The following is a 21,529-nucleotide window of genomic DNA, read 5'->3' on the forward strand; positions in this document are numbered from 1 at the left end:
CCCCGACAACCCGCCCGCTGGCGGGTTGTCAGCTTTTGCGGTGCAGCTGATACTGTTCCGCAACCTGCTCAAAATAGCCGGTCAGATAGTCGATACAGACCTGTACCTTGAGCGGCAACTTATCCTTCTCGGTATAGAGCGCATAGACCGGTCGCGGATCGGACTGATATTGCGGAAAGAGAATATCGACCTCACCTGCGGTGATCTCATCAATCACCCACATCATCGGCACATAGGCGATGCCGTTACCGGACTTCAGCCAGCGTAGCAGCGTCAGCGAATCATTGGTGACAAACCGTCCCTGCGGTGCCAGCCGGGTGACGATGCCTTCTGGCGCAATCAGCTCGAAGTTGTTGTCGGGCCGTACGCTGTATTCCAGCCAGGAAAAGTTATCGATATCCCCCGGTTTCTCCGGCGTGCCATGCTGCGCCAGATAGCTCCTGGCGGCGCACACCACCATCGGCATCGCGCCAAGGCGACGTGAAAACAGGCTGGAATCTTTTAAGGCCCCGACCCGAATCACCAGGTCCAGACCGTCCGCGATCAGGTCCGGAGCGGGGACGCCGGTCACCAGGTTTACGCTCAGCCCCGGATAGTCGCGCAGCATATCGCTGGTCATGCCCGCTAACACGTTCTGTGCCATGGTCGAGGAGCTGCCGATACGCAGCACCCCAATGGGCGTGTTGTTAAACGCATAAAGCTGTTCATGCACCTGCGTCGCTTCCGCCAGCATACGGCGGCAGCCCTGATAGTAGATTTTGCCCGCTTCGGTGAGCCCGATACTGCGGGTACTGCGATTCAGCAGCTTAACCTGTAACGTATCTTCCAGCTTTGCGACGATCTGGCTGATTGAGGAGACACTCAGATGAAGCTGACGCGCCGCCGCGGTAAACGAACCAAGTTCGACCACTTTGGCGAAGACAGACATGCCCTTCAGTCGTTCCATTATTTACTCTGGCTTAAAAGTGATTTAGATCACATTCTGTAGAAAACTTATAGTCAGGCGCGTTATTATAAGCGCGCCGGGGTATCTCCCGGTGACTCTTCATTGCCTGATGCTCTGTGATGATACGCTATTATTAAGCCAGCTGCGGTTTGTATCGCGCTGTCAGCTGGGTTTGCTGTGACAGCTGAAAAGGCAAAGGAGACTCCCGGCAAGGTTGAACTAAGGATTTCTGATGAGTGTGCTTCCGGTATTTGTCATGTTTGGGCTCTCGTTTCCGCCCGTATTCATCGAACTTATTCTCTCACTGATGCTGTTCTGGTTAGTGAAACGTGTGCTGACGCCGAGCGGTATTTACGATCTTGTCTGGCATCCGGCACTTTTTAATACAGCGCTTTACTGCTGTGTGTTTTACCTTGTCTCCCGTTTATTAGTCTGAGGTTTAAGTGAAAGCACTCATAAGAAAAATCGCGCGTTACGCGATTACGCTCCTGCTGGTCATTATTGCTGTGGTTATCATCTTCCGTGCCTGGGTGTTCTATACCGAATCCCCCTGGACGCGTGATGCGCGCTTCGCGGCAGACGTAGTGGCGATCTCACCTGACGTGACCGGCCTGATCACCGACGTTCCGGTGCACGACAACCAGCTGGTGAAGAAGGGCGACACGCTGTTTGTGGTTGACCGTCCACGCTATCAAAAGGCGCTCGAGCAGGCTCAGGCAGACGTGGAATATTACCAGGCGCTGGTGAGTGAGAAGCGGCGCGAAGCCGGCCGCCGTAACCAGCTCGGCACTTCGGCGATGTCGCGCGAGGCGATTGAGCAGTCCAACAACGATCTGCAGACCAGCGAACATCAGCTGGCGAAATCTGTGGCGACACGCGATCTGGCGAAGATCGATCTGGAGCGCACCACCGTGAAAGCGCCCTCCGATGGCTGGGTCACCAACCTGAATGTCTATCAGGGCGAGTTCATTACCCGCGGCTCTGTGGCGGTCGCCCTGGTGCAGCAGCACTCCTACTATGTGCTGGCCTATCTGGAAGAGACCAAGCTGCATGGCGTAGAGAAGGGTTTCCGTGCGGAAGTGACGCCACTTGGCAGCAACATTGTGCTGCGGGGTACCGTAGACAGTGTGGCGGCCGGTGTCACCAACAGCAGCAGCTCGGTCGACAGTAAAGGCATGGCAACGGTCGATTCCAACCTGGAGTGGGTCCGTCTGGCGCAGCGTGTTCCGGTGCGCATCCGTCTGGATCAGCAGCCCGGCAACCGCTTCCCGGCCGGGACAACGGCGACCGTGGTCATTACCGGTCAGGCCGATCGTCAGCCTGAGCAGGTTTCACCGATGGTCCGCCTGTTTAATCGCCTGCGTGAGTTTGGTTAAGAGGGCGATATGATTGAGTTCCTGCGGTTCCCGGTAAAACTGACCTTTGCGCTGGTGTTAGCGCTGATGGTCGGCTTTCACTTCAACCTCGAAACGCCGCGCTGGGCGGTGATGACTGCCGGTATTGTGGCGGGCGGCACCGCGTTTGCAGCGGGGGGCGATCCCTATTCGGGGGCGCTTCGCTATCGTGGCGTTTTGCGTATTATCGGGACCTTTATCGGCTGTATCGCCGCGCTGACCATCATGATTGCCACCGTTCGTGCGCCGGTTGTGATGCTGCTGCTGTGCTGCATCTGGGCAGGGCTCTGCGTCTGGCTCTCTTCGCTGATCAAAGTTGAAAACTCTTACGCACTGGGACTGGCGGGCTACACCGCGCTGATTATCGTGGTGACCGCTGACGCCAGCGGCGGTCTGACCCTGGTGCCGCAATATGCGGTCGAGCGCTGCAGTGAAATCGTGCTCGGCATTCTGTGTGCCATTCTGGCCGACATGATCTTCTCACCACGCTCGATCAAAAAAGTGATCGATGCGGAGGTCGACTCGCTGCTGGTGGCGCACTATCAGCTGCTGCAGCTCTGCGTCGCCCACGGTGACAAAGAGGAGGTCGATAAAGCCTGGAGCGCGCTGGTCCGGCGCACCACCGCCCTTAACAGCATGCGCAGCCAGCTGATGATGGAGTCGTCACGCTGGAAGAACAGTAACCGCCGGCTGCAGATGCTTAATACCCTGTCGCTGACCCTGATTACGCAGGCAGCCGAAACCTTTCTGATCCAGAATTCGCGTCCGGACTACATCCCCCCTCAGTATCGCCTGATGATTGAGAAGCCCGCCACGACGGTTGATGAGGTGCACAAGCGGATGAAGGTGATGCGGCGGGTGATGGGGGCCAGAGACAAAACGGCCCCGGTGACGCTGAGCAGCTGGGTGGGTGCCGCGACGGAATATCTGCTGCTGCTGAAAGGTATCCGAAGTAACAGCCGGATCACGTCGCTGGAGGAGGAGATCCTGCAGCGTGAGGTGGTGATTCAGGCGCGCTCCGCCGAAACACACCATGCGATGATCAACGGTATCCGCACCTTTGTGGCGACCGCGCTGGGCTCTCTGTTCTGGCTCTACACCGGCTGGACGTCAGGCAGTGGCTGTATGGTCATGCTGGCGGTTATCACTGCGCTGGCGATGCGGATGCCTAATCCACTGATGATGGCAAAAGATTTTCTCTACGGCATGACGGTTGCGGTGCCGCTGGGCGCGCTCTACTTTATGTATGTGCTCCCCTCGACCCAGCAGAGCGCACTGCTTCTCTGCATCGCCATCGGCCTGTTGGGCTTTATCGGAGGCATCTTCATTCAGCGGCGTCAGCTCGGCACGCTGGGGGCGCTGATCGGCACGCTTAACGTGCTGGTTCTCGATAATCCGATGCAGTTCCACATCAACGTCTTTCTCGACAATGTGCTCGGCCAGGTCATCGGCTGCTTTGTGGCGATGATGGTTATTCTGCTGATTCGAGACAAATCAAAGGCCCGCACCGGCCGTAAGCTGCTGAACCGCTTTATGTATGCGGCGGTTTCAGCCATGACGACTAATCAGGCGCGTCGGCGTGAAAACCATCTGCCGGCCCTCTATCAGCAACTGTTTCTGCTGCTGAACCTGTTTCCGGGTGATATCAATAAATATCGTATTGCCCTGACGCTGATCATCGGTCATCAGCGGCTGCGTGACGCAGACATTCCGATTAACGCGGATCTCTCTGCTTATCACCGGCAGCTGCGCTATACCGCTGACCGGGTCATCTCTGCCAGCAGCGATGACAAGCGACGCTACTATTTTGAACGCCTGCTGAAAGAGCTGGACCTCTATCAGGAGAAACTGGTCCATTACGAGGCGCCTGTCAGCGTTACGGAACCGGTAAAACGCCTGGCCTTGATGCTGGATAAGTACCAGAACACGCTCATCCAAATCTGAATCTGGCCGCTGCGATCGGCAGCGGCCTGCGCAATCCCCGCCCGTCACAAAACCTGTCGCTTTTGCCAACTATACTCTTCAGACGGAAGCGTAAAACTGACAGGAGCGAATCAATGACATCACTGCAACAGAGCGAGCTGTTTCAGACCGGCTATCTGGCAGACGGCCAGTGGCACCCGGCGACATCCACCTTTGACGTAACCAATCCGGCAACCGGCGAGGTCATTGCGCAGGTCGCCAAAGCGGGCAAGGCTGAAACGGAACAGGCGATCGCTGCAGCAGAACGCGCCTTTCCCGCCTGGCGTGCGCAGACGGCAAAAGCGCGTGCTGAGATTCTCACTCGCTGGTACCAGCTCATCATCGAGAACAAACGCTGGCTGGCCGAACTGATGACGACGGAACAGGGCAAGCCACTGAAAGAGGCGGAGGGCGAAGTGGAGTATGCCGCCAGTTTTATCCAGTGGTTTGCCGAACAGGCGAAGCGAGCCAATGGCGAGATCATTCCGCCCGCCAAAGCGGGTTCCCGCATCCTGGCCACCCGCGAACCGATTGGCGTTGTGGCCGCCATCACACCGTGGAACTTCCCGATGGCGATGCTGACCCGCAAGCTGGGACCCGCACTGGCCGCGGGCTGTACCGGCATCATCAAACCCGCTAATAACACGCCACTCTCCGCCTTTGCCCTGCTGGCCCTGGCGAAACAGGCTGGTGTCCCGGATGGCGTGCTGAACGCCGTAGCGGGTGACACCCATGCCATCAGCGACGCCATTATGGCCAGCAAAGCGGTGCGGAAGATTTCGTTCACCGGTTCAACCCAGGTGGGCAAGCTGCTGATGCGCAATGCGGCCGAAACCATGAAGAAAGTGTCCATGGAGCTGGGCGGTAACGCGCCTTACATCGTCTTTGACGATGCCGACATCGATGCCGCCGTACAGGGTGCTATTGCGAACAAATTCCGCAATGCGGGTCAGGTGTGCGTCAGTGTGAACCGTTTCTATATCCACAATCGTGTTTACGATCGTTTCACCACGCAGCTGGCCGCAGAGGTGAACAAGCTTAAGGTGGGTAATGGTTTGGACGAGGGCGTGATTGTCGGGCCATTAATTGAAGCGTCGGCGGTGGAGAAAGTGGAGCAGCACGTCAATGACGCGCTGGCAAAAGGTGGCAAACTGCTGGCCGGCGGCGAGCGCCATGCGCTGGGCGGCAACTTCTGGCAGCCAACCGTGATCGCCGAAGCACACGAAGGGATGCAGCTTGCTCAGGAAGAGACCTTTGGCCCGGTTGCCGCCTGCTTCCGCTTCGATGATGAAGATGAGGTGATCCGCCGCGCCAATGATACGCCATTTGGCCTGGCCGCCTACTTCTACACGCAGAATCTGCAGCGGGTGTTCCGCGTTTCAGCGGCGCTGGAAAGTGGCATGATCGGCATTAACGAATGTGCCGTTTCAACCGAGCTGGCACCCTTTGGCGGCGTCAAAGAGTCGGGTCTGGGCCGTGAGGGTTCGGTACTCGGCATGGAAGAGTATCTGGAGGTCAAAGCGCTGCATCTGGGCGGTTTGGGCTAGCAGAAGGGCACGGGCGGCGAAGGTCGCCCGCAGACGGAGCATGGGAGCCGTCAGCATGAAAACCGAGCGTTTTGATTTTAATGAAATTGTCGACCAGGCCCATTTTTTCCGCCAGTTCAGCGAGCGATTCGCGCTGGATGAGCGTCGCATCTGCGATCTGGATGGGTTATGGGATGTGGTGACGGGGGATCTGCTCCCGATGCCGCTGGAGATTGAGTTCATCAATCTGGGCAGAGGACAGCGACGGCGTTATGGGGCCCTGATTTTACTCTTTGATGAAGCTGAAGAGGAGCTGGAAGGTCAGCTTCACTTTAACGTCAGATGAAAAAAGGCCCCGGCGAGCGGGGCCAAAGGGTTCGTCATGATAGTGACGAGGAATTACTTATAAAGCTGTGCGGTGATGTGGTAGTTGTCACCGGTACGCGCCTCGATCACTTTATAGGCGCTGGCACCCTGTTCATCGGCTTTCTGAGACAGTTCAGCGCGATAATCCATCGGTGCACCCGCGGTACCACTGATGGTTACGGTGCCCGCAGGCTGCAGGTTCTGCGTCTGATCGCCGGTTACCAGCTGCGCGGCGGAAGCGCCGAAAGCCATAACGGAAAGCAGACTGACTGTAGCGATGGTTGTTTTGATGTTCATGTTCGTTTCCTCATTACATTCAACAACCTGCGGTTAATCATTGGTGCGGGTCGTCGATAGTTTCAACGCCACAAGGCGTCATCACGGTGAATTATTTATACAACTCAGCGGTCACATGCCAGGTGTTGTCCTGGTTGTTTTCGATGATGCGATAGTGGCTTGCGCCCTGCGCATCCGCTTTCTCCGACAGGACCTGACGGATATGCGTCTGGTCGCCGTTACGGCCCGCAATGCTGATGGTCTGGTTCATTGACTGCAAACCCTGCGCCTGTTCATTGGAAACCAGGCTGGCGGCACTGGCACCTGCTGAAAACAGGGAGATGCTCAGTGCAGCGATGGCAAGTTTGATTTTCATTTTCTGCTCTCCTGAAATTCTGCTTACGCTCTCCGGCACGCGGCTTATCGCGTCAGACGGAGTGAGGCGACGCCTTAGTTATAGAGCGCGGCGGTCGCGTGGTAATTGCCGTTGTTGTAAGCCTCGATGACGCGATAGGCTTTTGCGCCCTGCTGATCGGCTTTGTCGCTCAGTTTCTGTCGGATATCCATCGGTGAGCCCGCTACACCGCTGACACTGATGGTGCCGACAGCCTGCAGATCCTGTGCCTGAGAGGCGGTGATAGATTCTGCTGCCACAGCACCGAATGACAGGGCAGAGAGCACGCTAAGAGCAGCGATGGTAGTTTTTACGTTCATGAAATTTTCCTCGTCGTCTGTTTTTATCTTTTTAGTTAGTGTGATTTGCATCACGAAAAGAAGTATAGGACTAATAACGTCAGAAATTAATACCGCGCTAATAATGTTTTTTTGTGATTCTTTATCCTTATGGCTACTTTTAATAACCGGACGTTATAAAAACAGGGTGAAAAATGAGCTTTGAGCGTGTTTTAACAGCAGAAACAAGGGGATAAATGACTTTAACGTTTCGTGCGAAAGAAGGCGGTATATCGGGCTGGTGTTTGATCTGGATCCGGGCAATGCGGCCGGTTTAGTGATGTAAAGCAGTGTAAAATAGCGCAAAAGGTGAAGCAGACGACGCTATCTGACCACCAGCCTGCTGCCTGAAAACGGGGGCAAGCCTCGCAGAACGGTAGTCACGAGAGGAGCGCGTAACGGGAAGAGGAGAAGCGCAAACCGCAGAGAAAGCGCGGGCAGAGAGATGAACTGACGACCAGGCTCAGGATGGCTGGCCGCCAGTCCGCGATCAGAGTTCCTGTTCAAACAGGTTGAGGATCGCGCTGTGCAGTTGCTTGACCGTGAAATCACGCGCACGGGTAATAAAGATGGTGTCATCCCCGGCAATGGTGCCAAGAATTCCTTCCGACTTTCCTAATGAATCCAGCAGGCGTGCAATCAGCTGTGCTGCGCCCGGACTGGTGTGAATGACCACCAGCGCATCGTTGTAGTCGATATCCAGCACCAGGTTTTTTAACGGGCTGGTGGTCGTCGGCACACCCAGCTCGGCAGGCAGGCAATAGACCATTTCCATTTTGGCATTACGGGTGCGCACTGCGCCAAACTTGGTCAGCATCCGCGAGACTTTGGACTGGTTGATATTTTCAAAGCCCTCATCCTGAAGCGCCTGAACAATTTCGCCCTGGGAACTGAATTTTTCTTCTTTTAATAAGGCCTTGAAAGCCTTGATCAGATCGTCTTGTTTCGATGGGTTTCGCATAGGTTACCAATAAATAGAAAGAATAACCGCGCATCCGCCCGCGGCAGAGTGGTGATTATGCATTTAAATGCATTTTTATGCAATCGGTCGATTGATGAGCAGGGTTCGGGCGGCTAGCGGGCGGCGATAATAGCAAATAAATCCCTTCAGACCAAAACCCCTGTCACAGCCCCGAAAGGCGAAGGTTGCAAAGTTGTTATACTATTGGTGGTGTAGTAACAGAAAACGAACATAGCCGTTCTCTGTCTGACGACGGCACGGTTGTCGGTCATTCAGGCGACATGATAAGTAACTTTTGAATCCGGCGATTAAGTGTGAAAACACGTAGAATTAACAGCGGATTATCATTATCGCCTGAGCAGTTGATTAAGGTCTGACACAGATAGAATTTCGGCCCATCTCTGCCCCACCTTAATAAGGAGTCAAGAATGAAAGTTGCCGTTCTCGGTGCCGCTGGCGGCATAGGCCAGGCGCTCGCACTTCTGCTCAAAACCCAGCTTCCGGCAGGTTCAGCACTCTCACTGTATGACATCGCCCCGGTGACACCGGGTGTTGCCGTTGATCTCAGCCATATTCCCACTGCCGTCACTATTGAAGGGTTCAGCGGAGAAGACGCGACGCCAGCCCTGAAAGGTGCCGACGTGGTCCTGATTTCAGCAGGTGTCGCACGCAAACCCGGTATGGATCGTGCGGACCTGTTTAATGTTAACGCCGGTATCGTCCGTAACCTGATAGAACAGGTGGCGGCAACCGCGCCAAAAGCCCTGATCGGGGTGATCACTAACCCCGTCAACACCACCGTTGCTATCGCGGCGGAAGTGCTGAAAAAGCATGGCGTCTACGATAAGAACCGTCTGTTTGGCGTCACCACGCTGGATATCATTCGCGCCAATACTTTTGTCGCGGCGCTGAAAGGCAAGCAGCCTGACCAGGTTGAAGTACCGGTGATTGGCGGCCACTCTGGCGTGACCATTCTGCCGCTGCTCTCTCAGGTTAAAGGGGTGAGCTTCAGCGATCAGGAGGTGGCGGATCTGACCAAACGTATTCAGAACGCCGGCACCGAGGTCGTGGAAGCCAAAGCCGGTGGCGGTTCGGCCACGCTGTCGATGGGGCAGGCAGCTGCGCGTTTCGGGCTGTCACTGGTACGCGCGCTGAATGGCGAAGCGAACGTGGTGGAGTGTGCCTATGTGGAAGGCGAGGGCGAACATGCGCGCTTCTTCTCACAGCCGCTGCTGCTGGGTAAAAACGGGATTGCTGAACGCAAGCCGATCGGCACACTCAGTGCGTATGAGCAGCAGGCGCTGTCAGGCATGCTGGAAACCCTGAAGAAAGATATCGAACAGGGAGAGGCGTTCGTTAAGCAGTAGCAGACGTCGCTGACTGAAAACGCCCGGCTTTCGTCGGGCGTTTTGCATTCATGACAATATCAAATCAGAAGCCTCTGACCGCCACTGAGACGTTCAGAGTACAGGGAACACGGGCAGAAGAGGAAAGCGTCCCGCGCCATGGACGGCACGGGCCGAGCGGCCAGGGATTGGCTTTAGCGCCTTTCCGATCTGCCCGTGTTCCCTGTGCAGGCTCGATCTTACCGCGACTCCCCCTGTACTTCACTTCCCCGACTCTGCCAGGCATGCTCTCTTACAGGCCACCTGATTTATAGGCACGGGCCGCCGGTGTCCCGTTACTGGCAGGCAGCTTCTTACCCAGGGTCTCCATGCGCATCTGGAAAGGCGGGAACGGCATCTCAATACCGTGCTGCTCAAATCCGCGCAGGATGAGCTGATGCAGCTCGTGACGCAGGGGCATACGATGTCCCATCTCAGCGGCATGCACCCGGAGTTCAAACAGCTGAATCCCCTGCTGCAAATCTACCAGGAAGGCTTCCGGCTGCGGTGTATCCAGCACATAACTGCAGCGTTCCGCCGCCTGCGTCAGGATGGTGGTGACCTGTTCGCTGCTCACTTTGGCCGGGGCCGGGATGGTAAGCACCACACGCGTAACGGAATCGGAGAGCGACCAGTTAATAAACTGTTCGGTGATAAAGGCCTTATTCGGCACGATAATCTCTTTGCGGTCCCAGTCGGTAATGGTGGTAGCACGTGTGTTAATCCGCGTAATGCTGCCGGTCAGGTCGCGAATCGTCACGGTGTCGCCAATACGAATCGGTTTTTCAAACAGAATGATCAGGCCTGAGATAAAGTTGGCAAAAATCTCCTGCAAACCAAACCCCAGTCCCACACCTAATGCGGCAACCAGCCACTGCAGCTTCGACCACTCAATGCCGATCATGGAGAAACCAATGAGTCCGCCAATCAGCAGCAGCAGATATTTGGTCAGTGTGGTGATGGCGTAGCCGGTGCCCGGCGTCAGATTAAGATGCTGTAACAGCGCCAGCTCGAGCAGGGCTGGCATATTGCGCACCAGCTGAGTCGTGATGATAAACACCAGAATAGCAATCAGTACCGACCCCAGGGTAATCGGCTGAATCGACTCCACGCCCTGCACGGAGGTGCTGACATCCCACAGCTGGATATTCTCCAGGAAGCCGAAGGCCGAGTGAATTTCGGACCACAGGACAATCACCGAGACCAGGGCGATCAGTGTCAGAAGGGAGCGCACCAGCCGCAGCGACTGCGCACTGATCGCATCCAGGTCGATCACCGGCTCCTCGACTTCAATCGCGTCGGTGTTCTGGGTGCCTTGCTCTTTCTCTTCTTCACTGCGCGCCCGGTTCGCCAGCATATCGGCACGGCGCTGACGGGCGCGATCAAAGCCCAGACGCCGCCGCTGAATCAGCATCCAGCGGCGAATGATGTGGTAGATGACCAGCAGCAGGAACCAGATAGCGACTGAGGTTTCCAGACGGGCCAGCAGCGCCTGCGCGGTCGCCAGATACCCTACGGCAGAGGCGAGGGCTGCCATCAGCGGCATGGCGATCATCATGTTCCAGAGCATCCGGTTCACTATGTTATCGCCGTTCCCCTCTTTATCGAGATAGAGCGGGATGCCGGAACGCTTCAGGCTGACGGTGACGATGCTGATGGCCCCGCAGATCAGGATGAAACAGAGGCGGCCCAGCGATGCTGAGAACTTCCGGTCTTCAAGATTACCAAAGGCGATAAGCAACATGATCAGCGGCACAATCAGCCCGATACTCAGCGAGTAGTAGCGCATGGCGCGCGCGACCCGGTTCTGCGGCCAGCGGAAATGGACGATGAACAATCCGTTGGGGCGGGCAAAGGCGGCGCTGATCATGAATGCCCACAGCAGCGGCAGCGTGGCGGTAATGCCATCACCAATCGCCACTGCGATAGGGTAGGGCCAGGCGTTCTGCAGGCCGTACCCCAGCGTACCCCACAACACCGGCAGCGGCAGCGCCACCAGAATCGACCAGAACACGGTGCGGATGGTCAGACGGAAGCGATCCTGTGTCACTTTGCCGACTTTGCTGGCAGAACGATCCAGAAAAGCATTGAAGTGGCGGCGCGAGCTGATACTGAAGCCAACCAGCAGCAGCGCACCAATAATCGGCAGCACCGTGTTGCGACTGGTAAACATCATTGCTATCGCTTTCCCAAGCTGACCCAGCGTATCCAGCGACAGCAGCCGGGAAAGATCTCTCGCCAGGTCCAGCGGATAGCTCAGCCCAATCGGGCTGACGTCGGCGGTCCAGAAGAGATAGCGGTGCGTCGCATCTTTGACTTCACTCAGCGCATCCTGAAGCTGTGTATTGCCGACCTTCAGCTTGGTGATCTCCAGAATCAGCGTGTCACAGCCGGAGATCAGCGAATTGAGCAGTTCACGCTGGGTACGGAGCTGCGCATCGAGGATACGCTTCTGCTCGGCGGTAAAGGGCTGACCATTGGCCTGATGCCCCTTGCGCAGGGTTTCCTGCTGCGCCATCAGATCTTCGTAGTAGAGACGCTGCACGCGAAGTTGCGCCATCTCGCTGTCAATCTGCTGAGACTTTGGCATCTCGGGCAGTCGCGCAACCTGCGCCCGCAGCGCTTCACCCAGCAGGTTAGAGGCACCCAGCCACTGCGACTGCTCACGCAGCGTCGAGAGAGCCTGACGAACCTGAATGATCTGGTTAGTGGCGAGACGCTGTTGCGACGCAACCAGATCCATCCGCTGCGCCTGCTGATTCAGGGCGACAGAGAGTTCACGGTTAACCCGGAACTGATCGCTGATATCCTGCGGCAAATCACCGCTGTTTTCTGCCAGCTGCTCGGTGCGGGCCAGCGCAACTTCGGCTTCGCGTTGCCGCTGGTCATTGAGTTGATTGCGCAGCGCCTGCAGGTAGTTATCCAGCTGCGTTGCTTTACGCTGATGGGCTTCCGCCCGCATCCGCGCCAGTTCCTGACGGTTATTGGCAGAGAGTTGCGCCAGGTCAAGCTCATCGACGAGTGCTTTATTCGCCGCATTTTCCGCCTGGCGAGCCGCCAGCTGGAGCTGCCCCTGCGGTGAGCTGCTGTTGCTGGCACTCTGCAGACGACGCTCACTCTCCGTCATCGCCCGGCGGGCATCCGTCTGCTGCTGCGGCAGTTGCGACAGCGAATCACTGATTTCCCGCGCCCGATCCTGCTCCTGGCGCGCCTGGCGCCCCTCTTCCAGAAGCTGACTGCTGACCTGCAGGATCTCCTGATCCAGTTCGGCGCTGCTCATATTACTGCGCACTGTTTTTCCGCTGTCGCTGAGCGTGGCGATCTGCTGACGCAGCTCCCGCGCCAGACGCGGAAAATCATCAATGACCTGCTGATACTGCGCTGCGCGCTCCAGGGAGTCATCACGTTCAGAGAGGAAATTCAGGGCGGCTTCAATCGACTGGATCTGCTCTGCCTGCGCGGGCGAGCTTTTGGCCGATTTTATCTCTTCCAGCTGCTGTTTGAGCTGGCTGGCGTCAGGAAGGCTGGCCGCAAAGGCCGGGCTGCTGAGCCAGAGGCTCAGCAGCAGGAGGAGAATCGAACGCACGGAGGACACTCAATTTAGTCGACGATGACGTCGGAGAGGTCTGTCGCGACCGGCAGCGCCAGGGCCAGCGGTTGTCCCAGACGGGTTTTACTTTCCGCTTCCAGGCTTTCAGCCAGTTTGACGCGACCCGGTGCGAACAGGTTGATGACGGTAGAGCCGAGTTTGAAGCGACCCATCTCCTGACCTTTCAGCAGGACCACGGCGCCTTCATCATCCGCTGCCGGATAGTGCCAGCGCTTAATTACGCCTTCACGCGGTGGCGTAATCGTGCCTGCCCAGACGGTTTCGATACTGCCAACAATGGTGGCGCCCACCAGGATCTGCACCATCGGCCCGATATCGGTTTCAAAGTAGCAGATGACGCGTTCGTTACGGGCGAACAGGTTCGGGATGTTACGCGCGGTCAGCGGATTGACCGAGTAGAGATCGCCAGGCACATAGATCATCTCACGCAGGATACCGTTGCACGGCATATGAACGCGGTGATAATCACGCGGGGCCAGATAGGTCGTGACGAATTCGCCCTCCACAAACCGGGCCGCCATTCGCTCATCACCCGCCAGCAGTGCTTCAAGCGAGTAGTGATGACCTTTGGCCTGGAAAATCTGGTCACCGTCGATGTGGCCGAGCTGGCTGATAGCGCCATCTGCGGGCAGGGCGATCAGGCTGGCGTCAGCATCCACCGGACGCGCATCCTCTTTCAGCGGACGCACGAAAAAGTCATTAAACGTCCGATAGCTGGCGGTGTCGGGCTTTCGTGCTTCCGCCATGTCGACTTTGTAAAACCAGACAAAGATGTCAATGACCAGTTTGGTCAACCAACCACCGCGGCGACTGGCGCCCCAACCGGCGAGTTCAGTCAGCCATTTCTTCGGGAGAATATGATTCAAGCCGAGTTTTAAACGATCAAACACCTTAGCCTCCTGGCTATTTTATGACGTTGAAAAAAAGGAAGCGGATTGTAGCAGTGCCCCGTTCTGATGGCGACTATACCTGATTCCGCGCATGCTGCACGGTCTGGATCGACGAACGGAAGGCACCTCGCAAAATCTTGTGGTCAGACCGGATCACGCGGTTATACCGGTTAACTCTCACCGTCAGGGAAATTTTTACGCGTTTTTACCTGCGCCATGCTCTCCAGGATACGGTGGTAGTTGTCGAAACGGGAGCGATGAATTTTACCGGCTTCCACCGCTTCGCGAATCGCACAGCCCGGGTCGCTGCCATGTTTGCAGTCGCGGAATTTGCATGCACCCAGGAAGGCGCGAAATTCGACAAATCCGCGGGTAATCTGTTCCGGCTCCAGATGCCATAAGCCGAACTCGCGCACGCCGGGTGAGTCAATAACATCCCCGCCGTGCGGGAAGTGATAGAGCCGTGAGGCGGTGGTGGTGTGCTGACCTAAGCCGGAGCCGTCTGAAACCTCATTGGTCAGAATCGCGAGCTGCTCTTCTTTGTCAAAGCCGAGCAGGGCGTTCAGCAGGCTCGACTTGCCGACGCCGGACTGACCGGCAAAGATACTGACGCGATCGGTTAAGGCGGCTTCGAGATCGTCCAGGCCATTTTTCGCCCGGCTGGAAACCATCACTACGCGATAGCCAATCGCACGGTAGATATCCATCTGCTCATCGACCACGGCGCGCGCGCGCTCATCCAGCAGATCGGTTTTGTTGAGGACCAGTAGCGGCTCGATCTCCAGGGTTTCGCTGGCCACCAGATAGCGATCGATGATGTTAAGCGACAGCTCCGGCAGGATCGCAGAGACAATAATGATCTGATCGATGTTGGCCGCCATCGGCTTCACACCGTCGTAAAAATCGGGACGGGTCAGCACGCTGGTGCGTTCATGCACCGCTTCCACAATCCCTTTGCCGCCGCTGGTTGCCGGACGCCACAGCACCCGATCGCCGGTCACCAGCGAACGGATCGTGCGGCGGATATTGCAGCGGTGGGCAACGCCTGCGCTATCCTCAACGTCAGCGTGCATGCCGAAACGGCTGACAACAACCCCATCTGCGGCTTCCCCAAACAGGTTGTCGTCCGCTTCCGGGCGCTCTTTACGCTGATTGAGACGGCGATCGTGGTTAGCGCTTACGCGGCGTTGTTGGCCCTTCGACAGTTTATTTTTACTCACTCACCCTCACAGCATTAGCCAGATTTCGCCCGGCTGGGCAAAACGTCTATGATACACCTTATTCATTGTGAATGACGACTATAGCAACCGCAGGAAACAGCATGGCTACTGGAAATGAACAGAACCTGATCTGGATTGATCTTGAGATGACCGGGCTTGATCCGGCTCACGACCGTATTATTGAGATTGCGACCCTGGTGACTGATGCCAACCTGAATATTCTGGCGGAAGGGCCGGTTATTGCGGTTCATCAGTCTGACGCGCAGCTGGCGCTGATGGATGAGTGGAATGTCCGCACCCACACCAACAGCGGTCTGGTTGAGCGGGTGAAGGCGAGCACGATTGACGATCGCGCGGCTGAGCTGACCACCCTGGAATTTCTGAAGCAGTGGGTGCCGGCGAACACCTCACCTATCTGCGGCAACAGCATCGGGCAGGATCGGCGCTTCCTGTTTAAGTACATGCCTGAGCTGGAGGCGTACTTCCACTATCGCTATCTGGATGTCAGCACCCTGAAAGAGCTGGCCCGCCGCTGGAAACCCTCTATCCTGCCAGGCTTCAAAAAAGGCGGCACACACCAGGCGCTGGATGATATCCGCGAGTCAGTGGCGGAGCTTGCTTACTACCGCGAACACTTTTTGCAGCTTTAATCCGCGAAGGGTGCGCATGAAATCGCCAGGTTGCCGATTTAATCGGCAAACGCGCTGAAAACGAAAAATTCTGCTTTCAGACGCTTGCAGCAGCAACGATTTCTCGTATAATGCGCACCCCGTACCGGTGAAGAATTTAGAGTCGGTACAAGGCGCGGGAATAGCTCAGTTGGTAGAGCACGACCTTGCCAAGGTCGGGGTCGCGAGTTCGAGTCTCGTTTCCCGCTCCAGTTTTAATCAGCAGTACCCTCTTTGCGGGAATAGCTCAGTTGGTAGAGCACGACCTTGCCAAGGTCGGGGTCGCGAGTTCGAGTCTCGTTTCCCGCTCCAGTTTTGTTTAGCAGTGCCCTTCTATGCGGGAATAGCTCAGTTGGTAGAGCACGACCTTGCCAAGGTCGGGGTCGCGAGTTCGAGTCTCGTTTCCCGCTCCAGATTTAACATCAACCTCATTGTGATCAGTTATCCGACGGTTTATCGTCGTCTGATTTTGATTGTCAGCCTAAGGTTATCCACAGCACGGCACCCCATCGTCTGCGCCTTTTACGGCGATCTGTAAAATGTTTCTGAACAGAGTTATCCACAGCTTTATCGTTAAAACGAAGCGGTAGACTCATTATTAAATAAACACAACTTTTTCTTAAGTTGTTGATATTTATGATTATGAAGATATTTCAATTTGTTATTCCAGCGTGAAACGCCCGTTATTGCAGTTGAATGACAACAGCTTTTTATTTTTATTCACAGCGTGTGGAAAACGATAAACTGCCGGCTGGCTGGTTAATCACGCATCACGGGGTAAACCTTTTTCAACGGCACGCACCAGACGTTTCTGCTGAGCAGGCTGTACGTCCACGACGAGTTGCTGGCGTTTCTGCTGCTGACAGGCGACCGCCCACAGAATATGTTCATCCAGCAGTTCACTCTCTCCGAGCCGCTGTTCCAGTACTGGCACAATATCCGCTGACCAGGGCGCATTACCCAGCGCCACCGCAATATTACGCAGCCAGCGCAAATGACCAATCCGTCGAATTGCCGAGCCTTCGGTGATACGCAAAAATTTCGCCTCATCCCACTGAAACAGATCGATAAGCTCCGGTGCATGCAGGGCCGCGCGGGGAGAGAAGTCACTTTCATCGCTGAGTTGCCCGTAACGATTCCACGGACAGATCAACTGGCAGTCATCACAGCCATAAATCCGGTTGCCCATCAGCGGGCGAAACGCTTCCGGGATCGCCCCTTCCAGCTCGATAGTGAGATAGGAAATACAGCGCCGGGCATCCACGACGTAAGGCTCAACGATAGCGCTGGTCGGGCAGATGGTCATGCAGGCGACACAGCGGCCACACTGCTCCTGCTGCGGCGTATCAATCGGCAGGGGGATATCGATCAGCAGCTCGCCGAGGAAAAACCACGAGCCAGCTTCACGATTCAGAATCAGCGAATGTTTGCCTGTCCAGCCCAGTCCTGCTTTAGCTGCCAGCGGTCGCTCAAGCAGCGGGGCCGAGTCCACAAAGGGCCGGAAGTTAAGCTCGCTGCAATGCTGCTGGATCATTTCTCCGAGCTTTTTCAGGCGATTGCGTAATACTTTGTGGTAATCGCGGCCTAATGCATAACGGCTGACATAGCCCAGTCGGGGATTTTTCAGCGTGCTGGCAAAGGCGGCTTTGGCCGGAAGGTAGTTCATGCGAACGCTGATGACGCGCAGCGTGCCGGGAAGCAGTTCATGCGGACGCGCCCGCATCATGCCATGTCGCGCCATCCACTCCATCTCGCCATGATACTGCTTCTCCAGCCACGCCTGCAGGCGCGGCTCTTCCGCACTGAGATCGGTATCGGTGATGCCGACCTGCTGAAAGCCGAGATCTAATCCCCACTGTTTAATCTGTTGTGCAAACTGATGAAGATCGAGAGGGTATGACATGAGTGACCAGGATTCGAAGAGAAACGACCGCAGTTTACCATATTCTGTCTGGCCTGCGCAGGCGGTGGCGCAGCTTGAGCAGCAGGGAGCCGATGCCCTTGGCATTACCCTATATGAACTGATGCTGCGCGCCGGGCAGGCTGCCTATGAGCATCTGAACCGGCACTGGCCTGATGCCCGCCACTGGCTGATTTTGTGCGGCCACGGTAACAATGGCGGGGATGGCTATGTGCTGGCCCGACTGGGACAGGCCGCGGGTAAAACCATCACGCTGCTGGCGTGTGACAGTGAAAAAGCGTTACCGGAAGAGGCGCAGCGCGCCCGGGACGCCTGGCTGGATGCGGGCGGCGAGATCCATGCAGCTGGTGCGGCCTGGCCAGAGCAGGTGGATGTGATTGTCGATGCGCTGCTGGGCACCGGCACACAGCGCGCGCCTGCGGAACCCTATGCCACGCTGATTCAGCAGGCAAACGCCCATGCGGCACCGATCCTCGCCATCGACATGCCGTCCGGCTTATCCGCGCGAAACGGCACGACGCCCGGTGAGGTGATTAACGCCACGCATACCCTGAGCGTCGTGGCACTGAAGCCGGGCCAGCTTACCGGCAAAGCCCGCGACGTTATCGGCACGCTCTATTATGCCGACCTTGGCCTGGCGACGTTTCTCGCGGGAGAAACCGCGCCGATGGCGCGTTATGATGCCAGCGCACTGACCCGCTGGCTCAAGCCGCGCAAACCCACCTCGCATAAAGGCAACCATGGCCGTCTGCTGGTCGTCGGAGGCGATGCCGGAACGGCCGGGGCAGTGCGCATGACGGCTGAGGCCGCGTTGCGCACCGGCAGTGGATTGGTGCGAGTACTCACTCACAAAGATAACATTATCCCGATCCTGACAGCCCGCCCCGAAGTGATGGTCGATGAACTGACCGATGAACGCCTGAAAGAGGCGCTGGAGTGGGCCGATGTCATCGCGGTCGGGCCTGGATTAGGACAGCGCGAGTGGGGTAAGCAGGCGCTGAAAGCAGTGGCAGGCAGTGAAAAGCCGATGCTTTGGGACGCAGATGCACTTAACCTGCTGGCAATCAGTGCGGAGAAACGTCAGAATCGCATCATTACGCCGCATCCTGGCGAAGCGGCACGTTTGCTGAATATCGAGACCAGTGAAATTGAGAGTGACCGCTTACATGCAGCGCAGAGACTGGCGCAGCAATATGGTGGCGTAGTGGTACTGAAAGGTGCCGGTACGATTATTGCCAGTGAGCAGGGCGAAATGGCCTTTGCTGATGTAGGCAATGCCGGTATGGCCTCCGGCGGTATGGGCGACCTGTTGAGTGGCATCATCGCCTCGCTGATGGGTCAGCAACTGCCGCTGTTCGGGGCGGCCTGCGCTGGCTGTGTGGCGCATGGTGCCGCAGCCGATGCGGTGGCGGCACAACGCGGCACGCGCGGTATGCTGGCAACAGATTTACTGGATCTACTGTGGCAGTTTGTTAATCCTGAGATGAATAAAGAAGCATGAAGACCTGTGTTATCTCTTTGCCCGATGAGGCGGCTACGCTCAGTTTGGGCGCTCAGCTGGCGCGCGCCTGTGGCAGCGCGGCAGTAATTTATCTCTATGGCGATCTGGGGGCGGGTAAAACTACCTTCAGCCGCGGCTTTCTTCAGGCGCTTGGCCATCAGGGCAACGTTAAAAGCCCCACTTACACGCTGGTGGAGCCTTATGCGCTGGGTGATCGCACCCTTTATCATTTTGACCTCTACCGCCTGGCCGATCCCGAAGAGCTGGAGTTCATGGGGATCCGCGACTATTTCAGCGGCGAGGCAATCTGTCTGGTCGAATGGCCGCAGCAGGGCGCAGGTTTTCTGCCGTCGCCCGATGTCACACTGACGCTGCGCTATGTGGGTGAGGCGCGGGAAGCGGAGCTGACGGCACAATCCGCAGCCGGACAGCAATGGATTGAATACGTTGATCAGGGCAGGGATCAGGCATGATGTCACGGATGAAAATCGCGCTGGTGACACTGCTGCTGCTGGTCTGTACGCCGCTGTTTGCCGCCACGTTGTCCGATATTAAAGTGGCTAACGGCGACAGCCAGGCCACCATTACTCTGAACTTTGCCGGACAGCCTGTTTACGGCTTCTTCCCGCTGCGCAATCCCGATCGTGTGGTGCTTGATGTGCGCCAGAGCGGCGTGGTTCAGGGACTGCCGCTGAACTTTAGCGGGGAAAATATCGTAAAGCGGATTCGGACCAGTACCCCGAAAGATAAACAGAGTGTGCGGCTGGTGTTTGAGCTGACGCAGGCGGGGAAAACCCGTGCGGTTACCCAGCGCAATGGCAACAGCTACAGCGTGGTCTTTACGATTACCGGTAAAGCGCCGGCGGTGACGCGCAGTGCACCCGCTCCGGTGACAGCCCCGTCGCGAGCGCCCGTCCAGAGTGCCGCTGCCAATCCGTTTAACGCCAATCCGGTTACCTCAGTGAGCAGTTCCGCCAGCACGGTACGCCCTGGCGCGACGGTCAGCCACAACGACACGGTGATTGTGGCGATTGACGCCGGGCATGGCGGTCAGGACCCGGGCGCCATCGGACAGCGCGGGCTGCAGGAGAAGAACGTCACTATCGCGATTGCGCGTAAACTGCGGGTGCTGCTGAACAACGATCCGATGTTTAAAGGCGTTCTGACCCGCGATGGTGACTATTTTATCTCGGTGATGGGCCGTTCTGACGTAGCGCGTAAAGCTAATGCGAACGTGCTGGTGTCAATCCATGCGGATGCGGCGCCGAGCCACGCAGCAACCGGTGCATCGGTCTGGGTCTTATCCAACCGCCGTGCCAATAACGAGATGGCTAACTGGCTGGAGCAGAAAGAGAAACAGTCTGAGCTGCTGGGCGGCGCAGGCGACCTGCTGGCTAACAGCCAGGCGGATCCCTACCTCAGCCAGGCGGTGCTGGACCTGCAGTTTGGTCACTCGCAGCGCGTCGGATATGACATCGCGCAGAAAGTGTTGCAGCAGCTGCGCGGCGTCACCTCGCTGCATAAACGGCTGCCTGAACACGCCAGCCTGGGCGTGCTGCGTTCACCTGACATTCCTTCTCTGCTGGTGGAAACCGGCTTCATCAGTAATTCCTCGGAGGAGCGACTGCTTGGCAGTAGCGCACACCAGGATAAGATTGCGCAGTCGATCTACAAAGGTCTGCGCACTTATTTCCTGGCGCACCCGCTGCAATCCATCCCAAAGGAGGAAAACCGGCCGCTGGGCTCGTCGCCGGCGGTTAGCGTCGCCAGCAACCCGGCGACCGGGGTGACGCAATATACGGGGGCAACGCAGCGTCATACGGTGACGCGCGGTGAGACGCTTTCCGGTATTGCCGCGAAGTATGGCGTCAGTATGGCGACGCTGCGTGAGCTGAATACGCTGAAGCGGGATGTGGTCTGGGTCGGACAGCGGCTGAAGGTGCCCGCCACTGCCACGGCCAGCCGCACGACCCGCGCCCGGGGTGTTGTGCGGCACAAAGTGGTCGTCGGGGATTCCCTGACCGGTATCGCCGCACACTATGGCGTCAGTCCGAAAGCGATAATGCAGACCAACAATCTGAAGTCGACCAACGTAATGTTGGGGCAGAACCTGAAAATCCCTGCATCCTGATTGTTCGCCCGGCCACGCGCCGGGCTGTCAGCCAAAAGGA

19 protein-coding genes and 3 tRNA genes are annotated in these 21,529 nt (G+C 57.1%); 13 read left to right on the forward strand and 9 right to left on the reverse strand.

Annotation, left to right across the window (positions count from 1 at the left end; all coding sequences use genetic code 11):
- Window positions 1-28: 28 nt before the first annotated feature.
- Entirely contained in the window at window positions 29-946 is a 918-nt protein-coding gene (gene aaeR / locus AC1V0D_RS15690) for an HTH-type transcriptional activator AaeR (protein ID WP_009087503.1), read from the reverse strand.
- A 232-nt stretch (window positions 947-1,178) separates the two neighbouring features.
- Between aaeR and aaeX the strand changes: the two genes are divergently transcribed.
- The 5 genes from aaeX to AC1V0D_RS15715 all read left to right on the forward strand — a co-directional run bounded on the left by aaeX (window position 1,179) and on the right by AC1V0D_RS15715 (window position 6,174).
- A complete protein-coding gene (aaeX, locus tag AC1V0D_RS15695; RefSeq protein WP_009087501.1) occupies window positions 1,179-1,382 on the forward strand; it encodes a p-hydroxybenzoic acid efflux pump operon protein AaeX in 204 nt (67 codons plus the stop codon).
- A gap of 7 nt (window positions 1,383-1,389) precedes the next feature.
- Window positions 1,390-2,322, forward strand: a complete 933-nt coding sequence (gene aaeA / locus AC1V0D_RS15700) for a p-hydroxybenzoic acid efflux pump subunit AaeA (RefSeq protein WP_009087499.1) — start codon at window positions 1,390-1,392, stop codon at window positions 2,320-2,322.
- A gap of 9 nt (window positions 2,323-2,331) precedes the next feature.
- Window positions 2,332-4,284, forward strand: coding sequence for a p-hydroxybenzoic acid efflux pump subunit AaeB (aaeB, locus tag AC1V0D_RS15705; RefSeq protein WP_046102620.1), 1,953 nt, complete (start codon window positions 2,332-2,334; stop codon window positions 4,282-4,284).
- Between the two features lie 113 nt (window positions 4,285-4,397).
- Window positions 4,398-5,849, forward strand: a complete 1,452-nt coding sequence (locus AC1V0D_RS15710) for an NAD-dependent succinate-semialdehyde dehydrogenase (RefSeq protein ID WP_482907742.1) — start codon at window positions 4,398-4,400, stop codon at window positions 5,847-5,849.
- Window positions 5,850-5,904: 55 nt separating this feature from the next.
- The gene (locus AC1V0D_RS15715) at window positions 5,905-6,174 is read left to right on the forward strand and encodes a barstar family protein (RefSeq protein ID WP_009087492.1); all 270 of its coding nucleotides are present in this window, start codon (window positions 5,905-5,907) and stop codon (window positions 6,172-6,174) included.
- A gap of 53 nt (window positions 6,175-6,227) precedes the next feature.
- Here AC1V0D_RS15715 and yhcN (AC1V0D_RS15720) read toward each other — a convergent pair whose 3' ends face one another.
- From yhcN (AC1V0D_RS15720) to argR, 4 genes are all read right to left on the reverse strand, one after another.
- Window positions 6,228-6,491, reverse strand: a complete 264-nt coding sequence (gene yhcN / locus AC1V0D_RS15720) for a peroxide/acid stress response protein YhcN (protein WP_009087490.1) — start codon at window positions 6,489-6,491, stop codon at window positions 6,228-6,230.
- Window positions 6,492-6,582: 91 nt separating this feature from the next.
- Window positions 6,583-6,846: a YdgH/BhsA/McbA-like domain containing protein gene (locus AC1V0D_RS15725; protein WP_482907743.1), complete on the reverse strand. Its 264-nt coding sequence runs from the start codon at window positions 6,844-6,846 to the stop codon at window positions 6,583-6,585.
- A 74-nt stretch (window positions 6,847-6,920) separates the two neighbouring features.
- Window positions 6,921-7,184 (reverse strand): peroxide/acid stress response protein YhcN, encoded by a 264-nt coding sequence (yhcN, locus tag AC1V0D_RS15730; protein ID WP_009087487.1) that lies wholly within the window; start codon window positions 7,182-7,184, stop codon window positions 6,921-6,923.
- A 508-nt stretch (window positions 7,185-7,692) separates the two neighbouring features.
- Window positions 7,693-8,163, reverse strand: a complete 471-nt coding sequence (gene argR, locus AC1V0D_RS15735) for a transcriptional regulator ArgR (RefSeq protein WP_009087485.1) — start codon at window positions 8,161-8,163, stop codon at window positions 7,693-7,695.
- 428 nt (window positions 8,164-8,591) lie between these two features.
- On the opposite strand from argR, the gene mdh reads away from it, so the two are divergent.
- The gene (mdh, locus tag AC1V0D_RS15740; RefSeq protein WP_009087483.1) at window positions 8,592-9,530 is read left to right on the forward strand and encodes a malate dehydrogenase; all 939 of its coding nucleotides are present in this window, start codon (window positions 8,592-8,594) and stop codon (window positions 9,528-9,530) included.
- Window positions 9,531-9,801: 271 nt separating this feature from the next.
- Here the strand turns inward: mdh and mscM are convergent, their stop codons facing one another.
- From mscM to rsgA, 3 genes are all read right to left on the reverse strand, one after another.
- Window positions 9,802-13,134 (reverse strand): miniconductance mechanosensitive channel MscM, encoded by a 3,333-nt coding sequence (gene mscM / locus AC1V0D_RS15745; protein ID WP_046102617.1) that lies wholly within the window; start codon window positions 13,132-13,134, stop codon window positions 9,802-9,804.
- A 14-nt stretch (window positions 13,135-13,148) separates the two neighbouring features.
- Window positions 13,149-14,048 (reverse strand): archaetidylserine decarboxylase, encoded by a 900-nt coding sequence (asd, locus tag AC1V0D_RS15750; protein WP_009087480.1) that lies wholly within the window; start codon window positions 14,046-14,048, stop codon window positions 13,149-13,151.
- Between the two features lie 170 nt (window positions 14,049-14,218).
- Window positions 14,219-15,268 (reverse strand): small ribosomal subunit biogenesis GTPase RsgA, encoded by a 1,050-nt coding sequence (gene rsgA, locus AC1V0D_RS15755; RefSeq protein WP_009087478.1) that lies wholly within the window; start codon window positions 15,266-15,268, stop codon window positions 14,219-14,221.
- Window positions 15,269-15,369: 101 nt separating this feature from the next.
- Here rsgA and orn point away from each other — a divergent pair, with 101 nt between their 5' ends.
- From orn to AC1V0D_RS15775, 4 genes are all read left to right on the forward strand, one after another.
- Window positions 15,370-15,918, forward strand: coding sequence for an oligoribonuclease (orn, locus tag AC1V0D_RS15760; RefSeq protein WP_337021882.1), 549 nt, complete (start codon window positions 15,370-15,372; stop codon window positions 15,916-15,918).
- A gap of 154 nt (window positions 15,919-16,072) precedes the next feature.
- Window positions 16,073-16,148 (forward strand) — tRNA-Gly (locus tag AC1V0D_RS15765).
- Window positions 16,149-16,172: 24 nt separating this feature from the next.
- Window positions 16,173-16,248: transfer RNA gene (locus tag AC1V0D_RS15770), tRNA-Gly, on the forward strand.
- Between the two features lie 25 nt (window positions 16,249-16,273).
- Window positions 16,274-16,349, forward strand: a tRNA-Gly gene (locus AC1V0D_RS15775).
- A 350-nt stretch (window positions 16,350-16,699) separates the two neighbouring features.
- Here the strand turns inward: AC1V0D_RS15775 and queG are convergent.
- A complete protein-coding gene (gene queG, locus AC1V0D_RS15780) occupies window positions 16,700-17,839 on the reverse strand; it encodes a tRNA epoxyqueuosine(34) reductase QueG (RefSeq protein ID WP_046102615.1) in 1,140 nt (379 codons plus the stop codon).
- Between queG and nnr the strand changes: the two genes are divergently transcribed.
- Genes nnr through amiB form a run of 3 tightly spaced genes read left to right on the forward strand, consistent with a single transcriptional unit; the run spans window position 17,838 to window position 21,489 of the window.
- Window positions 17,838-19,358: a bifunctional ADP-dependent NAD(P)H-hydrate dehydratase/NAD(P)H-hydrate epimerase gene (gene nnr, locus AC1V0D_RS15785; protein ID WP_072052749.1), complete on the forward strand. Its 1,521-nt coding sequence runs from the start codon at window positions 17,838-17,840 to the stop codon at window positions 19,356-19,358. The genes queG and nnr overlap by 2 nt on opposite strands.
- A complete protein-coding gene (gene tsaE, locus AC1V0D_RS15790) occupies window positions 19,355-19,831 on the forward strand; it encodes a tRNA (adenosine(37)-N6)-threonylcarbamoyltransferase complex ATPase subunit type 1 TsaE (protein ID WP_150030246.1) in 477 nt (158 codons plus the stop codon). The genes nnr and tsaE overlap by 4 nt, the downstream gene beginning before the upstream one ends.
- Window positions 19,828-21,489 (forward strand): N-acetylmuramoyl-L-alanine amidase AmiB, encoded by a 1,662-nt coding sequence (amiB, locus tag AC1V0D_RS15795; RefSeq protein ID WP_058956517.1) that lies wholly within the window; start codon window positions 19,828-19,830, stop codon window positions 21,487-21,489. Before tsaE ends, amiB begins: the two co-directional genes overlap by 4 nt.
- Window positions 21,490-21,529: the final 40 nt, after the last annotated feature.

It is taken from the genome of Pantoea sp. PA1, assembly GCF_056856975.1.

What these genes read in the sequence shown, in the direction of transcription:
- AC1V0D_RS15715 (WP_009087492.1), top strand. Translation starts at nt 5,905, where the DNA reads ATGAAAACCGAGCGTTTTGATTTTAATGAAATTGTCGACCAGGCCCAT.
- queG (WP_046102615.1), bottom strand. Translation starts at nt 17,839, where the DNA reads ATGTCATACCCTCTCGATCTTCATCAGTTTGCACAACAGATTAAACAG.
- nnr (WP_072052749.1), top strand. Translation starts at nt 17,838, where the DNA reads ATGAGTGACCAGGATTCGAAGAGAAACGACCGCAGTTTACCATATTCT.
- AC1V0D_RS15710 (WP_482907742.1), top strand. Translation starts at nt 4,398, where the DNA reads ATGACATCACTGCAACAGAGCGAGCTGTTTCAGACCGGCTATCTGGCA.
- mdh (WP_009087483.1), top strand. Translation starts at nt 8,592, where the DNA reads ATGAAAGTTGCCGTTCTCGGTGCCGCTGGCGGCATAGGCCAGGCGCTC.
- AC1V0D_RS15725 (WP_482907743.1), bottom strand. Translation starts at nt 6,846, where the DNA reads ATGAAAATCAAACTTGCCATCGCTGCACTGAGCATCTCCCTGTTTTCA.
- yhcN (WP_009087487.1), bottom strand. Translation starts at nt 7,184, where the DNA reads ATGAACGTAAAAACTACCATCGCTGCTCTTAGCGTGCTCTCTGCCCTG.
- orn (WP_337021882.1), top strand. Translation starts at nt 15,370, where the DNA reads ATGGCTACTGGAAATGAACAGAACCTGATCTGGATTGATCTTGAGATG.
- yhcN (WP_009087490.1), bottom strand. Translation starts at nt 6,491, where the DNA reads ATGAACATCAAAACAACCATCGCTACAGTCAGTCTGCTTTCCGTTATG.
- aaeB (WP_046102620.1), top strand. Translation starts at nt 2,332, where the DNA reads ATGATTGAGTTCCTGCGGTTCCCGGTAAAACTGACCTTTGCGCTGGTG.
- amiB (WP_058956517.1), top strand. Translation starts at nt 19,828, where the DNA reads ATGATGTCACGGATGAAAATCGCGCTGGTGACACTGCTGCTGCTGGTC.
- tsaE (WP_150030246.1), top strand. Translation starts at nt 19,355, where the DNA reads ATGAAGACCTGTGTTATCTCTTTGCCCGATGAGGCGGCTACGCTCAGT.
- aaeX (WP_009087501.1), top strand. Translation starts at nt 1,179, where the DNA reads ATGAGTGTGCTTCCGGTATTTGTCATGTTTGGGCTCTCGTTTCCGCCC.
- argR (WP_009087485.1), bottom strand. Translation starts at nt 8,163, where the DNA reads ATGCGAAACCCATCGAAACAAGACGATCTGATCAAGGCTTTCAAGGCC.
- aaeR (WP_009087503.1), bottom strand. Translation starts at nt 946, where the DNA reads ATGGAACGACTGAAGGGCATGTCTGTCTTCGCCAAAGTGGTCGAACTT.